The 14606-nt window shown below is 72.4% G+C and carries 14 protein-coding genes, 1 pseudogene and 1 riboswitch; of the genes and pseudogenes, 9 read left to right on the forward strand and 6 right to left on the reverse strand.

Annotation, left to right across the window (positions count from 1 at the left end):
- Positions 1-26: 26 nt before the first annotated feature.
- The 6 genes from ABZ915_RS32110 to ABZ915_RS32135 all read right to left on the reverse strand — a co-directional run bounded on the left by ABZ915_RS32110 (position 27) and on the right by ABZ915_RS32135 (position 4854).
- On the reverse strand, positions 27-1442 hold the full coding sequence (locus tag ABZ915_RS32110; protein ID WP_361810498.1) for an FAD-dependent monooxygenase: 1416 nt from the start codon (positions 1440-1442) through the stop codon (positions 27-29).
- A complete protein-coding gene (locus tag ABZ915_RS32115; RefSeq protein WP_361810500.1) occupies positions 1435-1596 on the reverse strand; it encodes a hypothetical protein in 162 nt (53 codons plus the stop codon). Before ABZ915_RS32115 ends, ABZ915_RS32110 begins: the two co-directional genes overlap by 8 nt.
- Positions 1589-2809 carry an MAB_1171c family putative transporter gene (locus ABZ915_RS32120; RefSeq protein ID WP_361810502.1) on the reverse strand — a complete coding sequence of 407 codons (1221 nt, stop codon included), beginning with the start codon at positions 2807-2809 and terminating at the stop codon, positions 1589-1591. Before ABZ915_RS32120 ends, ABZ915_RS32115 begins: the two co-directional genes overlap by 8 nt.
- On the reverse strand, positions 2809-3381 hold the full coding sequence (locus tag ABZ915_RS32125; protein WP_361810504.1) for a hypothetical protein: 573 nt from the start codon (positions 3379-3381) through the stop codon (positions 2809-2811). The genes ABZ915_RS32120 and ABZ915_RS32125 overlap by 1 nt, the downstream gene beginning before the upstream one ends.
- Complete coding sequence (locus tag ABZ915_RS32130) at positions 3378-3986, reverse strand: XRE family transcriptional regulator (RefSeq protein ID WP_361810506.1); 609 nt, start codon at positions 3984-3986, stop codon at positions 3378-3380. The genes ABZ915_RS32125 and ABZ915_RS32130 overlap by 4 nt, the downstream gene beginning before the upstream one ends.
- A 259-nt stretch (positions 3987-4245) precedes the next feature.
- Positions 4246-4854: a phosphotransferase gene (locus ABZ915_RS32135; protein WP_361810508.1), complete on the reverse strand. Its 609-nt coding sequence runs from the start codon at positions 4852-4854 to the stop codon at positions 4246-4248.
- 57 nt (positions 4855-4911) lie between these two features.
- Positions 4912-5048, forward strand: a riboswitch (cobalamin riboswitch).
- A gap of 113 nt (positions 5049-5161) precedes the next feature.
- Between ABZ915_RS32135 and ABZ915_RS32140 the strand changes: the two genes are divergently transcribed.
- The 9 genes and pseudogenes from ABZ915_RS32140 (at position 5162) to ABZ915_RS32180 (ending at position 14512) form a co-directional block, all read left to right on the forward strand.
- On the forward strand, positions 5162-6394 hold the full coding sequence (locus tag ABZ915_RS32140; protein ID WP_361810510.1) for a prenyltransferase/squalene oxidase repeat-containing protein: 1233 nt from the start codon (positions 5162-5164) through the stop codon (positions 6392-6394).
- A complete protein-coding gene (locus tag ABZ915_RS32145; RefSeq protein WP_361810512.1) occupies positions 6391-7065 on the forward strand; it encodes an SCO2322 family protein in 675 nt (224 codons plus the stop codon). Before ABZ915_RS32140 ends, ABZ915_RS32145 begins: the two co-directional genes overlap by 4 nt.
- Positions 7052-8155 carry an energy-coupling factor transporter transmembrane component T gene (locus ABZ915_RS32150; protein WP_361810514.1) on the forward strand — a complete coding sequence of 368 codons (1104 nt, stop codon included), beginning with the start codon at positions 7052-7054 and terminating at the stop codon, positions 8153-8155. The genes ABZ915_RS32145 and ABZ915_RS32150 overlap by 14 nt, the downstream gene beginning before the upstream one ends.
- Entirely contained in the window at positions 8152-9828 is a 1677-nt protein-coding gene (locus ABZ915_RS32155) for an ATP-binding cassette domain-containing protein (RefSeq protein ID WP_361810516.1), read from the forward strand. Before ABZ915_RS32150 ends, ABZ915_RS32155 begins: the two co-directional genes overlap by 4 nt.
- The gene (locus ABZ915_RS32160) at positions 9825-10655 is read left to right on the forward strand and encodes an ECF transporter S component (protein ID WP_361810518.1); all 831 of its coding nucleotides are present in this window, start codon (positions 9825-9827) and stop codon (positions 10653-10655) included. Before ABZ915_RS32155 ends, ABZ915_RS32160 begins: the two co-directional genes overlap by 4 nt.
- Before the next feature lie 347 nt (positions 10656-11002).
- Positions 11003-11419 (forward strand): transglycosylase SLT domain-containing protein, encoded by a 417-nt coding sequence (locus ABZ915_RS32165; protein ID WP_361810520.1) that lies wholly within the window; start codon positions 11003-11005, stop codon positions 11417-11419.
- 145 nt (positions 11420-11564) lie between these two features.
- Complete coding sequence (locus ABZ915_RS32170; RefSeq protein WP_361810522.1) at positions 11565-12242, forward strand: YoaK family protein; 678 nt, start codon at positions 11565-11567, stop codon at positions 12240-12242.
- A 438-nt stretch (positions 12243-12680) separates the two neighbouring features.
- Positions 12681-14267, forward strand: a pseudogene (locus ABZ915_RS32175) (RHS repeat-associated core domain-containing protein); the annotation flags it as partial.
- A 32-nt stretch (positions 14268-14299) separates the two neighbouring features.
- Positions 14300-14512 carry a bacteriocin immunity protein gene (locus ABZ915_RS32180; protein WP_361810524.1) on the forward strand — a complete coding sequence of 71 codons (213 nt, stop codon included), beginning with the start codon at positions 14300-14302 and terminating at the stop codon, positions 14510-14512.
- The last annotated feature ends 94 nt before the right edge of the window (positions 14513-14606 follow it).

Consider the following 14606-nt stretch of genomic DNA (forward strand, 5'->3'; position numbering starts at 1 on the left):
CCCCTTCGGCGGCCCGCCCCCGGCGGTCAGCTGAGGCCCGCCGCCTCGCGTTCGGTCCTGGTCAGCGGTGGGCCGGGGAGGGGGCCCTTGCGGGGGCCGAAGCAGATGTTCCAGAGCATGTCGGGGGCGAAGAGGCGGGTGGGTGGGGTCTTCAGGCTCATGACGTCCAGGAGGCCGCGCAGGGCGCGGGGGTTTTCCGAGCCGGCGGCCACCGCCTTGTCGACGTAGGCCGTCAGGAGGCGCTCGACGGCGGTGGGGGGCTGCGGGGCGGCCCCCGGGTAGTACGCGTCCTGGCCGACCGCCAGGTTCCACGCGTTGCCGACCGGGCGGGCCACCGCGCGCTGGATGCGGCGGGCGGTGCCGGGCGTGGTGGGGCCGTGGCGGTCGAGGACCTGGCGCAGGGCGATGACGCTCTGCGCGGCGACCGTCAGGCCGTGGCCGTAGACGGGGTTGTACCCGGCGACGGCGTCCCCGAGGACGGCGAAGCCGTCGGGCCAGGCCTCGGCGTTCTCGTAGTAGCGGCGGCGGTTGGCCGTACTGCGGGTGGTCACGGGGTCCGTGAGGGGCTCGGCCTGGGAGATCAGGCGGCCGATGACGGGGTCCTCCAGGCCGGTGAGGGCGAACTCCTCGAAGGCGTCGGGGTCGGAGGACGGTTCGCCGCCCCTCGTGCCGGACAGCGTCACCAGCCAGCGGTCGTCCTCGACCGGCACGACGACCCCGCCCCGGCCGGGCGCCCGGCGCGGGTCCGCCTGGACGTTGACGACCGGGTAGCGCAGGGCCGCGGTGGCACCGGGGGCCCGGTAGACGCGGCTGGCGTAGGCGACGCCCGCGTCCACCACGCGCTCCACGACCGGGGCGAGGCCCATCGCCGCCAGCCACTTGTCGGCCTGGGAGGCCCGCCCGCTCGCGTCGATCACCAGGTCCGCGTACAGGACGGTCTCCCCGGCCCCCGGCCCGCCGGGTACGCGTACGCCCGTCACACGGGACCGGTCGCCGGCCAGCCCCCGCACCCTCGTCCCGTCGAGCAGGGTGACCCGGCTCCGGGCCAGGACGTCCGCTCGGATCACCGCGTCCAGCAGGTCCCGGCTGCACACGATCATGTGGTGCCGTGAGTCGGTGAACCGCCGGAACCACTGCCCCGACGGCGCCTTGCTGACCAGGTCGGTCATCACGTCGATCAGCCCGGCGCCCCTGCCGGCCAGCTCCCCGCCGATCCCCGGCAGCAGCTCCTCCAGCGCGGCCACTCCCCCGGACCACAGCAGATGGGCGTGGCGGGCCTGGGGCAGGCCCTTGCGCGGCTCGGGCCCCTCGGGCAGCCGGTCGCTCTCGATCACCGTGACCTCGTTGAACCGGGTGGAGAGCACGGAGGCGGCGAGCATCCCGGTCGTACTGCCCCCGATCACGATCGCGGTGCGACGGCGAGCGGTCGTTCTCTCAGGCATATGGGGTGAGACCTTCCGTGGCCGCCGGCTGCCGGCGGATCGTGTCGATGGCCGACGAGTGCACGCGCAGCGTCTGCGCGACCGACTCCAGCTCGCTTTCCGGGGACATCGCATCGGCGGGCATGCGGCCCTCAGGCATGCGGCCCTCAGGCATGCGAAGTGAGACCTTCCGTAGCCGCCAGCTGCCCGCGGATCGTGTCGATGGCCGACGAGTGCACACGCAGCGCCTGCCCGATCGACTCCAGCTCGCTGTCCGGAACATCGGAGGGACGCTCGTAGCCGTCGTGCGCGGGGCCCGGGTCCACGCCCTCCCCCTCCCCCGCGGAACGCACCGCGTCGACGGCGGCCAGGATGTCCACCGCGCCCGCGATGCCGCGCGCCGCGGAGTCGGGGTGACCGGCCGCCAGGGCCGCGCGGCGGGCCCGCTCGCGGCGGGCTCCGCTCAGGTGCGGGGCGAGTTTGAGCAGGGCGTCGTTGATGGCGGCCCGGCGCAGTTCGAGCTGGAGTTCGGCGCCGCTGACCCGGCCGGTCGCCGGGGCGGACGGGGCGGTGACCGTCAGCACGGCCTGCCACAGCGGTTCCAGGCGGCGGTGGGTGCGCCACATCCGCCGGCGTTCCTCGGCGAGCGGCCCGGTCTGCCCGGCGATGAAGCCGACCCCGACCAGGATCGCCTCGGCGATGGCGAACGGCGGCGCGACGTACGTCGACAGCCAGTCCCAGTTCCGGCCGCTCCAGCGGGCGCCGATCGCGGCCACCTTGGCGACGTCGAAGATGAGCCCGAGGGCGTAGGCGACCTGGAGGAACACCACGGCGCGGCGCAGCCAGGTGTCGCGGACCTCCCGGAACCAGGCCCACAGCATGCTCGCGGCGGCCACGGCGGACATCATGTGGGCGACGAGGTAGAGCATGGCGAACTCACGCGTCCACGGCGTCGTCGCGTAGTAGGTGTCCAGGTCGCGCAGCCGCTCGACGTGGTGGTCGCCGAGGAAGAAGGTCACCCACAGGCCGGCGATGATCAGGGAGTACGTGATCCAGATCGTGCGGGTGCGCCGGCGCCGGGCCGGGGAGGGCGGCTCGCGCCAGGTGACGATCAGCCACAGGCAGGCGCCGCAGTAGACGCTGAGCAGCGAGTAGACCCAGAGGCCGGCGAAGTTCGGCACGCCGGTCAGCTCGTTGATGCGGTGCAGGTTGCCCGGCGGCAGGGAGGCGAAGGTGATGGCGCCGATGCCGAGCAGCAGGGCCGTCGCCCGCAGGATCGGGTCCTGCCACGCCCTCCTGAGCAGTGGCAGTTTGATCACGAAGGCCACGGCGAGCAGCACGGCGGGCACGGCGTAGGCGAGGAACGAGCCCGCTATGTCCCAGCGCATCACAGGCCGCCGGCGTTGCCCAGCGAGGACGACAGGCGGTCGGTCAGGGTGTCCTGGGTCGTCCGGCCGGGCGCGGCCGACGGGCCGACGACCTTGGCGAACTTGGCCGCCAGGCGCAGTCCGCACTCCTCGGCCTCCCACTCGGCCTCGGCGGTCGCGGCGGCCGGGGACCGCGTGGCCATGGCGGCCACCCGCTCCCAGGGGATGTCCTCCTCGGCCTGGGACAGCAGCCGGCGCGCGGCGGTGGGCAGGCCGGCCGGGTAGTGCACGTCGAGGGTCTGGTAGTAGATGTGGCCGATCTCGTGCCCGGCGATCACGAACTTGTGCGCGCCGGGCGCGCGGTCCTCGACCACGACGATGTACTCGTCGTCCTTGGCGAAGGTGACCCCGGAGACGTCCAGTTCCGGCGGGAAGGCGACGAACTTGAGCCGGACGGGACGGTCCAGCTGCGGGCTGAGCGTGTCGCACACGGCGTGCAGGAACGCCTCGGGCTCGGTCGGCGGGGTCAGGGTGCGGGCGGTGTCGCGGACGAGCTGGGCGAGGAAGCGCTTCGGCGATCTTTTCCGGCTCACTGACCGTCCTTCGTGATGTCCGCGCTCGCGTACGTGTCCTCGGAGGTGATGATCATCTCCGCCAGGTCGGCGAGCGTGGCGAGCTGACGGGGATTCATCCGCGGGGCGCGCATGGCCAGTCGTACCAGTCCGCTCTCGCGCAGCCGCAGCAGCGGGTCGGCCTGCGCCTCCAGGCTCTGGAGCACCGGCTGGAGCGCCTCGTACAGGGCCTCCGGCTCGTCCGCGGTGAAGTATCCGGCCGGGAGGCCGAAGAACCTGCGCAGCCGGTCGGTGTGTTCCAGGCTCGGCATGCCGCTCTTGCGCCACTCGCTCAGCCACTGCCGGCTGGTGCCCGCGATCCTGGCCAGTTCGTCCAGCGCGTAGCGCTTGCCGTCCGGCCGGCGCCGGGTCTCGCGGATGAAGTCGAGCCGCTGCCGCACCCGTTCGGCCAGCCCGGTCTCGGGTGCGGTGCCGCCCCCGAGCAACCGGGCGACCACCTCGGCGGGGATGCCGGTGCGGTACGAGAGGTCGGTCACGTCCAGGACCTCGGGCAGCCGGCCCGGCCGTTCGGTCAGCTCCCCGAGCCGTTCGAGCAGGCCGGCGAGCGGGGCGTGGGCGTCACTCACCGAGGTCCCCCCTGGGCATGTCGTCGGTTCCGTGGCTGAGTTGACGCGAGGCTACCGGGTCGCCCGCCGGTCGAGAAGTGATGTCAATGACAGCTGCTGAATTAGGCAGCAATCGTTGACAGTTGAGGTCCGGTCGGGACAGGATCATGACGCCACCCGGCCCCGGCCCCGGGTGCCGCCTATGGGGGAGCGGCATCGGGGGTCGGGACACCCTGGGCATCCCTGGGCATCCCGGGACACCCCGGGGCAGCCCTGGTCGTCAGCGGGTGAGCGTCCGCACCAACTCCACGGTCCCCCCGAGGAGTTCGACCTCCCTGGCACTCATCGTCGGATTGGCCGCGCGCCGCCGCCATGCCTCGGTCAGTCCCGTCTCCGTCAGGTCGGACGGGACGGCGGCCTGGGCGAGGATCACCGCGGACATGCCCCAGTCGAGGCCGGGCGGACCGTCCTCGGTGTTGCTCCAGTCGATGCCCCGGGGACCGTCCGGGGTGAGGATCACGTTGTCGGGGTGCAGGTCCAGATGGAGGACGCGGGCACCGGGGCCGGCGGAGTCCCGGGCGGGAACGGCGTGCAGCAGCCGCAGCAGCCGGGCGAGTTCGGCGCCCGCCTCGGCCGGGCCCAGCGAGCCGTCCAGGAGGGCGGCGAGCATCGTCGGCCCGGACAGCCGCTCCATCACCAGGTCGGTGCGCGAGCCGGACGGCCGCACCCGGGGCACCGGGTAACCGTGTTCGCGCACGTACGTCATCACCGCCCCTTCGGCGGCGGCGTCCCCCCGCCCCTCCCGGTCGCGGCGCAGCACCCACGCCTCGTCGATCTCGTACACGTCGGCTGTCCGGCCGGAACCCAGCAGTCTCCCCGTCGACGGCATGGCGCGACCCTGACCACCTCGCCTGTGCCCCTGGCGCGCAGCCGCCTCCCAGCCGCTGTCTACCGCCGGGTAGAGTGTCCGGGCGTCATCACACCCGTACGGGGCGAAGCCGGTGCAATTCCGGCGCTGACCCGCAACCGTGAGCCGTTTCAACGACGGTGAGCCGGACCGCCACGCACGGGAAGTTGACCGGCTCACGTGCGCGGCGGCCCGCCGTGCGCGGCACCGTCGAGGTCTACGGGGCCGAGCCGCGCGGGGTGTCCCCGTGCTGCCCGTGCTCCCCCGCAGGGAGAGGCAGAAGCCGCCAATGAACGTCCGCCGCAGTGCCGCGGTACTCGCCGCCATCGGCGTCATAGCCGCAGCCGCGCCCGCCATGGCCGCGTCGCCGTCGCCCTCCCCGTCGAAGGCGCTCCCGTCCGGGCTGTACGGCAGCGCGGACCCGAAGTACGACGGCGTGTGGCGGCAGTCCCTCGCGCTGCTCGCCCAGCGCACGGTCGGTGTCCGGCCCGCCGCCGAGGCCGTCGACTGGCTGGTCGGGCAGCAGTGCGCCAACGGCGGCTTCGCGGCCTACCGCCCGGACCCCGGCAAGACGTGCGAGGCGACCGGCGCCCAGGCCGACACCAACAGCACGGCCGCCGCCGTACAGGCCCTGCACGCGCTCGGCGAGCACGACGGCGAGGTCCACAAGGCCGTCGTCTGGCTGAAGATGATGCAGAACAAGGACGGCGGCTGGAGTTACACGCCGGGCTCGCCCAGCGACACCAACTCCACCTCCGTCGTCATCGGCGCGCTCGCGGCGGCCGGGGAGCAGCCGCTCCAGCTCCGTACCGAGGGCAGGACCCCGGCCGAACTGCTCGCCAAGTGGTCCATCCCCTGCGACGAGGACGGCGGCGGCGCCCTCGCCTACCAGCCGGACAAGAAGGGCGAACTGGCGGCCAACGCCGACGCGACGGCCGCCGGGGTGCTGGGCGCGCTCGGCAAGGGCTTCGTGACGACGGCCGGGAAGGCGGTGGAGGAGGGCAACGCCTGCGCCGACTCGGGCAAGCCGCTCACCCCGCGGGAGATCGCCCGCAACGGCGCCGCATATCTGGCGGACGAGATGCACGACACCGCCCACCTCACCTCGGCGCTCCCCGGCGCCAAGGACCAGCCCGACTACGGCAACACCGCGGACGCGGTCGTCGCGCTGGCCGCCCAGGGCCGGATGAGGCAGGCGCGGGAGCCGTACGCCTGGCTGGTGACGAACTCCGCGCGGTGGGCGAAGCAGAGCGGCCCCGCCGCCTACGCCCAGCTGATCCTCGCCGCGCACGCGATGGGCGCCGACCCGCACGACTCCGGCGGCACGGACCTCGTGAAGGCGCTCGACGCGACCGGACCGGCGCCGCAGACGGCTCGGGCGACCGGCGCTGAGACCGAGCGGGCCGAGCACGACTCGGGGACGAAGGCGACGAAGGTGTGGTGGATCGTCGGCACCGGCCTCGTCGCGGGCATCGGCATCGGCTTCCTGCTCAGCGGCCGCCGCAGGAAGCAGCAGCCGTGACCGTCGTCCGCCGTGCCGGGGCGGTACTCCTGGCCGCGTTCCTGTGCGTGGTGTCGGCCGGGCAGGCCCAGGCCACCGGCTACCGCTACTGGTCCTTCTGGGAGCGCACCGGCGGCCACTGGACGTACGCCACGCAGGGCCCGTCGACCGCGCGTCCCGCCGACGGCGACGTCCAGGGCTTCCGCTTCGCGGTGAGCGAGGACTCCGCCAGTGCGACGCGGCCGCGCGGCACCGCGGACTTCGACGCGATCTGCGCCAAGACGCCCGCGCGGGACGGCAAGAAGCGCATCGCCCTGGTCCTCGACTTCGGCACGGCCGCCGACGCCCCCTCCGACGAGACCCCGCCCGGCCGCCGGACGGTCTGCGCGGCGGTCCCGGCCGACGGGACGACGGCGGACGCGCTGGCCGCCGTGGCCGGACCGCTCCGCTACGACACCAACGCGCTGCTGTGTGCGATCGACGGGTATCCGCGGAAGGGGTGCGGGGAGCAGGTGGCGGCCGGGAAACAGGCCGAGAAGCCGGGCGAGGAGCCAGACGGGAATCCGGCCGGGAGCAAGCCGTCGCACGGCTCCTCGCACGGCCCGTCGGTGGGCCTGCCGGTGGGAGTGGGTGTGGTCGTGCTGCTGGGCGCGGCGGCGATATGGCGGGCTCGGCGCCGTGGCCGCGCGTAGCGTCACCGCCCTGCACCCCGGTGCCTGGTGGCTGTGGTCCATAGGCCTGGGCACCGCGGCCACCCGCACCACCAACCCCCTCCTCCTCGCCCTCCTCGTCACGGCTTCCGCGTACGTGGTGGCCACCCACCGCGGCGCCGCCCCCTGGGCCCGTTCCTACGGCGCCTTCGCCAAGCTCGCCCTCGCCGTCCTCCTCATCCGCCTCACCTTCGCGGTGGTGCTCGGCTCCCCCGTCCCCGGCACGCACGTGCTCGTCACCCTCCCCGAAGTCCCGCTCCCCCACTGGGCGCAGGGCATCCGACTGGGCGGCGAAGTCACCGCCGAGGGAGTGCTGTTCGCGGTGTACGACGGCCTGAAGCTGGCCACGCTGCTGATCTGCGTCGGCGCGGCGAACGCCCTCGCCAACCCGGCCCGGCTGCTCAAGTCCCTGCCCGGCGCGCTCTACGAGACGGGTGTGGCCGTGGTCGTCGCCCTCACCTTCGCGCCGAACCTGATCGCCGACGTCCAGCGGCTGCGCGCCGCCCGCCGGCTGCGCGGCCGCCCGGACCGGGGCGTACGGGGCCTGCTCCAGGTCGGACTCCCGGTGCTGGAGGGCGCGCTGGAGCGGTCCGTCGCGCTCGCCGCCGCGATGGACGCCCGCGGTTACGGCCGTACCGCCGACGTCCCCGCCCGGATCCGCCGTACGACCGCCGCCCTCACCCTGGGCGGCCTGCTCGGCGTGTGCGCGGGCACGTACGGCCTGCTCACCGCCGAAGGCGGCACGTACGGGCTGCCGGTCCTGCTGGTCTCGGTCGCCGCCGCCCTCGCGGGTCTGCGCCTCGGGGGCCGCCGTACCCTGCGCACCCGTTACCGCCCGGACGCCTGGGACGCGCGTGCCTGGCTGGTCGCCGCGTCCGGGGCGGCCGTCGCCGCGCTGCTGACCCTCGCCTCCGTGAGCGACCCCGACGCCCTGCGCCCCGGGGTCGTACCGCTGACCGCACCCCAGCTCCCGCTCTGGCCCGCGGCCGCGATACTCCTCGCCCTGCTGCCCGCCTTCGTCGTCCCCGTCTCCCCCGTCCCCGTCCCCGTCGTCCCCAAGGAGTCGTCGTGATCCGCTTCGAGGATGTCTCCGTGACGTACGACGGGTCGCCCGAACCGACCGTCCGGGGTGTGGACTTCGAGGTGCCGGAGGGCGAACTCGTGCTGCTCGCCGGGCCGTCGGGCGTGGGCAAGTCCACCCTGCTGGGGGCGGTCAGCGGGCTGGTGCCGCACTTCACCGGCGGCACCCTGCGCGGCCGGGTGACGGTCGCCGGCCGGGACACCCGTACCCACAAGCCGCGTGAACTCGCCGATGTGGTGGGCACGGTGGGCCAGGATCCCCTCGCGCACTTCGTCACGGACACCGTGGAGGACGAACTCGCCTACGGAATGGAGTCCTTGGGGCTCGCTCCGGAGGTGATGCGGCGGCGCGTCGAGGAGACCCTCGACCTGCTGGGCCTGGCCGATCTGCGCGACCGGCCCATCGCCGGCCTCTCCGGCGGCCAGCGGCAGCGGGTGGCGATCGGCTCGGTGCTCACTCCGCACCCCCGGGTCCTCGTCCTCGACGAGCCGACCTCGGCGCTCGACCCGGCCGCCGCGGAGGAGGTCCTCGCCGTCCTCCAGCGGCTCGTCCACGACCTCGGTACGACGGTCCTGATGGCCGAGCACCGGCTGGAACGCGTCGTCCAGTACGCCGACGAGATCGTGCTCCTGCCCGCCCCCGGCGCCGCCCCGCTGCTCGGCAGCCCGGCCGAGGTGATGGCCGTGTCCCCGGTGTACCCGCCGGTGGTGGACCTCGGCCGGCTGGCGGGCTGGTCCCCGCTGCCGCTGACGGTCCGGGACGCGCGCCGCCGGGCGGGCGGGCTCCGGGACCGGCTCGCCGGGCGGGACGCGGCCCCCAGCGCGCAGCCGACCGCCGCCACGGCACCCGCTTCCCCGCCGTCTGCCCCCCGCCGCCGCCTGTTCCGGCGCACCCCCGAGCAGGCCGCGCCCCCCGCTGCCGCCGAGGTCCGTTCCCTGGCCGTCCGCCGGGCCCGCGTCGACGCGCTCCGGCACGTGGACCTCACCGTCGCCCCCGGCGAGACGGTCGCCCTCATGGGCCGCAACGGCGCCGGAAAGTCCACCCTCCTCTCCACGCTCGTGGGTCTCGTCGCACCGTCCGCCGGATCGGTGCACGTCGGAGGGGCCGTGCCGCACCGCACCCCGCCGCGCGAGCTGGTGCGCCGGGTCGGCCTGGTTCCGCAGGAGCCACGGGACCTGCTGTACGCGGACACGGTCGGCACGGAGTGCGCGGCGGCCGACCGGGACGCGGAGGCCGCGCCGGGCACCTGCCGTGCGCTGGTGTCGGAGCTGCTGCCGGGCATCGGCGACGACACCCACCCGCGCGATCTCTCCGAGGGCCAGCGGCTGGCGCTCGCCCTGGCCGTCGTACTGGCCGCCCGCCCTCCCCTGCTCCTGCTGGACGAGCCGACCCGGGGTCTGGACTACGCGGCGAAGGCCCGCCTGGTCACGGTGTTGCGGGGCCTCGCGGCCGAGGGGCACGCCATCGTGCTGGCCACGCACGACGTGGAACTGGCGGCCGAGATCGCCCACCGGGTCGTGCTGCTCGCCGACGGCGAGGTGATCGCCGACGGCCCGACGGCCGACATCGTCGTCTCGTCCCCGTCCTTCGCACCCCAGGTGACCAAGATCCTCGCCCCGCAGCGCTGGCTCACGGTCACCCAGGTCCGGGAGGCGCTGGCGTGACCCGCCGCCCCCGTCCCGGTTCCCGGCCCGTTCTGCTCGGCCCCCGCTCCACGACCGCGCTCGTCCTGGTCGGCGCGGTCGGGGTGGTCGCCTTCGGCTGGCCCTTCCTCGCCCCGCCCACCTCCCAGCTCGGCGCCCACGCGCAGGACGCGCCCTGGCTCTTCGCCGGGCTGCTCGTGCTCCTCGTAGCCGTCGTCGCCGCGACGATCTCCGAATCGGGGCTCGGGCCGAAGGCCGTGGCCATGCTGGGGGTGCTGGCCGCGACCGGTGCGGCGCTGCGGCCGATCGGCGCGGGCACCGCCGGTGTCGAGCCGATGTTCTTCCTCATGGTGCTCAGCGGGCGCGTCCTCGGTCCGGGCTTCGGCTTCGTCCTCGGCTCGGTCACGATGTTCGCGTCCGCCCTGCTCACCGGCGGGGTGGGCCCCTGGATGCCGTTCCAGATGCTCGCCATGGGGTGGTTCACGATGGGCGCGGGCCTGCTGCCGGGCCCGGACCGGCTGCGCGGCCGGGCCGAACTCGCGCTGCTGTCCGCCTACGGCTGCCTGGCCTCCCTCGCCTATGGCACGGTGATGAACCTGGCGGGCTGGCCCTTCATGAGCGCGCTGGCCTCGGGCATCGCCTTCGACCCGCACGCCGCCGTCCCCACGAACCTGGCCCGCTTCCTCGCGTACTGCCTGGCCACCTCCCTCGGCTGGGACCTGGGCCGGGCGGTGTGCACGGTCGTCCTGACCCTGACGCTCGGCCCGGCGGTCCTCAGGGCGCTGCGCCGGGCCACGCGCCGGGCGGCGTTCGAGACCGCGGTCACATTCGACACGCCCACAAGGTGACGCCGAGCGATCACCCGCACGCGGAACGTCGGCCCACCGGTGAAGCACCCCACATGACGCAGGTCACCTACGATCCGACACCGTAGTGCGACATGCCCGAAATGTCCGCACACGCACCCCTCCTGACCTGCACTTTGAGAGCCAGTTCACACGACCGACTTTCCGCCTGGATCCGGCCACAACTAGTAAAGGGGGGCATTGCGGACATCCTTCGAGCCTGTTTCTCTGGAGCAGTCGCCAGGCGCCGACGAACCCCACGGGTCGCGGCGCCGACGTACGCCCCGCCTCGCACCGCGTGGTTGTGGCGAACGTCCGGCGCTTCCTGTCCCCGCACGAAGAGGTTCTCTGTGTCCGTCGCCGTCATCCGTCGCATCGCCACCCCGAAGAAGGCCCTCACCTCCGCCGCCGTGGCCGCCGCCACCGCCGGCATGGTCCTGACCTCGGCCCCGGCCCACGCGGCGACCACCGTCGCGCCCGCCCAGGCCCAGTCGATCGCGCACAAGATGATCCCGGACGCCGCCCAGTACAACGCGTTCAACAACATCGTGAAGCGGGAGAGTGGCTGGAACATCACCGCCACCAACGCCTCCTCCGGCGCCTACGGCCTGGTCCAGGCCCTGCCGGGCTCGAAGATGGCCTCGGCCGGCGCCGACTGGAAGACCAACCCCAGCACCCAGATCAAGTGGGGCCTGGACTACATGAAGTCCCGCTACGGCAGCCCCGCCGCCGCCTGGACGTTCTGGCAGGCCAACGGCTGGTACTGAGCCGACCCCTCACTGACCGGCCGCTTCCCGGTCCAGCACGCGCACGCACCCTCGCCCACGCCGGCGGGGGTGCGCGCGTATGTCCGGGGTCGTCACCCGTGGTGCACTGGGAACCGCCCTGCCCGTCGGGCCGACCGGAGGACACATGACGGCGGAGACCCGGACCGAGGACCCCGAGCGGCGCGGAGTGCGTCTGGTGGCCGTGCTGCTGGTGCTGACCGTGGTGAGCGGTCTGATCGACGCGGTGAGCTATCTGGGGCTCGGCCGGGTCTTCACCGCCAACATGACCGGCAACGTGGTGGTACTGGGTTTCGCCGCGGCCGGAGCGCCCGGCTTCTCCGTGCCCCACACGGCGACCTCCCTGGCCTGCTTCCTGGTGGGCGCGGCGGCCGGCGGCCGGGTCTCGGCACGCTACGGCGGCGGCTCCCGCCGGACCTGGGCCCGGGTGATGCTCGGCAGCGAGGCGGTGCTCATGGGCATCTCGGCGGCGGTCGCCTTCTTCGCGCCGACCGGCACCGTGTACGCGCTGATCGCCCTCACCGCCTTCGCGATGGGCCTGCGCAACGCGACCGTCCGCAAACTGGGCGTGCCCGACCTCACGACCACCGTCCTCACCATGACCCTGACCAGCCTGGCCTCCGAGTCCCGCGCCGGCGACGGCACCGGCCACCGCAGCCCGCGCCGCACCGCCTCCGTCCTCGCCATGGCCACCGGCGCCACACTCGGCGCCTGGCTGGTCCTCCACCAGGGCCTGCCCCTGCCCCTACTGCTCGCGGCACTGGCGGCGGGGGTGCTGGCGGTGGTGACGTCTGGGCGGGAGTAGGCCCTTGTCCTTTACCTCAGCTTGACGCGGCCATGCCTTTCACGTGATCCGTCCTCCCTAGGGTCGAAGGACTGGCATGTACACGGAGTGACGTACGGGGGATTGGCCGCATGTCTGGCCTGAGGGCCAAGAAGGGCTGAGCGGCCGCAGTCATGGTGGATCTCAACCCGCTGCACTACATCAACAAGTTCAACCACATGTTCGGCAATTCGATCGCCAGTGGTCTGGAGTTCCTGGGGATCTCGGATCCGGCGGTGGATCCGGACGGGGTCCGGGAGATCGCGAAGAAGTGGCGGCATCTGGCGAAGGGCCTGGAGGACGCGGCCGCTGCCTCCGACCGCGCGCTGTCGGGGGTGGTGTGGGAGGGCAAGGCGGCCAAGGCCTTCCACAAGCGGTCCAAGGCGGCCCGGAAGTCCGCGACGGAGATGGCGCATTCCGTGGTCGTACGACGCGGCAGGCCGTCGTATCGGGATGGCGGCATCGGGCCGATCGATCGATGTCACCTACGACGCTGCAGGCCGGGAAGTGGCGCGCAGTGTCGGAAGTGCGGTCACCCTGGAGCACACTTTCGACGTACTGGGCCGTCTGACGGCCCAGTCGGTGACGGGGGCGGGCGGTCACCTCGTCCAGCACCGCAGCTACACCTATCGTGCCGATGGCGCCCTGATCGGTATTGACGACAGCCTCGCCGGCTCTCGACGCTTTCACCTGGACATGGCGGGCCGGGTGACGTCGGTGAACGCCGCGAACTGGACCGAGAAGTACGTCTACGACTCGGCAGGCAACCAGTCGCAGGCGCACTGGCCGGAGAGTGCTCCAGGGGGAGCGGCAATCGGCGCGCGTGAGTACGCAGGCACTTGCGTTACCCGTGCGGGCCGCGTCCGCTACCAACATGATGCCTTGGGCCGTATCACCATGCGGCAGAAGCCCCGCCTCTCCCGCAAGCCGGACACCTGGCACTACGAGTGGGACGTCGAAGACCGGTTGACGGCGGTGACGACCCCCGACGGCACCCGCTGGCGCTACGCCTATGACCCGCTCGGCCGCCGCACGGCCAAACTGCGCCTGGCTGACGACGGCGAAACCGTTGTCGAACGTGTGGTGTTCACCTGGGACGGTACCGTCCTCGGCGAGCAGACAACCACGTCCCCGAACCTGCCGAATCCGGTCACGCTCACCTGGGACCACGAAGGAACCGCTCCGATAGCCCAGACGGAACGCATAACCGTGGCGGGAGCGCCTCAGGAGGAGATTGCCTCCCGCTTCTTCGCGATCGTCACGGACCTGGTCGGCAGCCCGAGCGAGCTTATCGATGAGCAGGGCGACATAGCCTGGCGTGCCCGCAGCACCCTCTGGGGTGAGACCGCTTGGCCGGTCGACAGCACGACGTACACGCCACTCCGCTTCCCTGGCCAGTACTTCGACCCCGAAACGGGCCTTCATTACAACTACTTCCGCCAATATGATCCCGAGACGGCTCGATATCTGACCCCGGATCCGCTCGGACTCGCCGCGTCTCCAAATCCCAGTGCTTACGTCGTCAATCCGCATATGTGGACGGACCCGCTGGGACTTGCGCCGTGCCTGACGTCACCCAAGAGTGCAACCGAACTCCGCAATTCTCCCGGGGCGGCTACCGGAGGGTTTTCACTTCCACAGGTTTCCGGGAAATGGCTCAGGGGATCGGAAGGTAATGTCGGGAGAATACCGGGACAGGTGGCCAAGGCGCTCCACGGAAGAGAGTTTTCCAGTTTCAATGACTTCCGGAAGGCTTTTTGGGAACAGGTTTCCAAGCATCCGGAGCTGGCGGGGCAGTTCAGCAAGTCAGGCCAGACAGCGATGGCGGGCGGTAAGTCACCCTTTGTGCTCGAAGGGCAGCAGGTTCCTGGGCAGTACAGGTACGTGCTGCATCATGTTCAGCCCATCCAACGCGGCGGTGGCGTGTACGACCTTGACAACATCGTCGTCGTCACGCCGCGCTATCATAAGGAAATATTGGACGGCAGCTATCACTTCGGAAATTGACCTCAAAAATAGGTTGAAGGAGGTTCGGGGCCATGCTCCGTAAAACACGCGAGGAACTGGTTCACATCGTTCAGCAGCTTATCGACGCAACGTTGCCGGAAGATGAAGAAGATCGCCTCCTCGAAGAATTGAAAGAGAGCGTTCCGCACCCGCGGGTCAGTGACCTCATCTACTACTCCGATCCCGCTTTGACGGCTGAAGACGTGGTGGACCAGGCTCTCGCATATCGTCCGATCGAGCTGTAGCCCGCAAAGGCGCTGAGCGGGCGTGGCTCACGCGGAGCTCATAGCATCGCGTCCTGCGCCGGGTGGACGGTACTGACCGGCTCTGACACCAGGT

The organism is Streptomyces sp. NPDC046915, assembly GCF_040644935.1.
Lineage (GTDB): Bacteria > Actinomycetota > Actinomycetes > Streptomycetales > Streptomycetaceae > Streptomyces.

What these genes read in the sequence shown, in the direction of transcription:
- ABZ915_RS32115 (WP_361810500.1), bottom strand. Translation starts at nt 1,596, where the DNA reads ATGCCTGAGGGCCGCATGCCTGAGGGCCGCATGCCCGCCGATGCGATG.
- ABZ915_RS32170 (WP_361810522.1), top strand. Translation starts at nt 11,565, where the DNA reads ATGACGGCGGAGACCCGGACCGAGGACCCCGAGCGGCGCGGAGTGCGT.
- ABZ915_RS32110 (WP_361810498.1), bottom strand. Translation starts at nt 1,442, where the DNA reads ATGCCTGAGAGAACGACCGCTCGCCGTCGCACCGCGATCGTGATCGGG.
- ABZ915_RS32180 (WP_361810524.1), top strand. Translation starts at nt 14,300, where the DNA reads ATGCTCCGTAAAACACGCGAGGAACTGGTTCACATCGTTCAGCAGCTT.
- ABZ915_RS32120 (WP_361810502.1), bottom strand. Translation starts at nt 2,809, where the DNA reads ATGCGCTGGGACATAGCGGGCTCGTTCCTCGCCTACGCCGTGCCCGCC.
- ABZ915_RS32135 (WP_361810508.1), bottom strand. Translation starts at nt 4,854, where the DNA reads ATGCCGTCGACGGGGAGACTGCTGGGTTCCGGCCGGACAGCCGACGTG.
- ABZ915_RS32140 (WP_361810510.1), top strand. Translation starts at nt 5,162, where the DNA reads ATGAACGTCCGCCGCAGTGCCGCGGTACTCGCCGCCATCGGCGTCATA.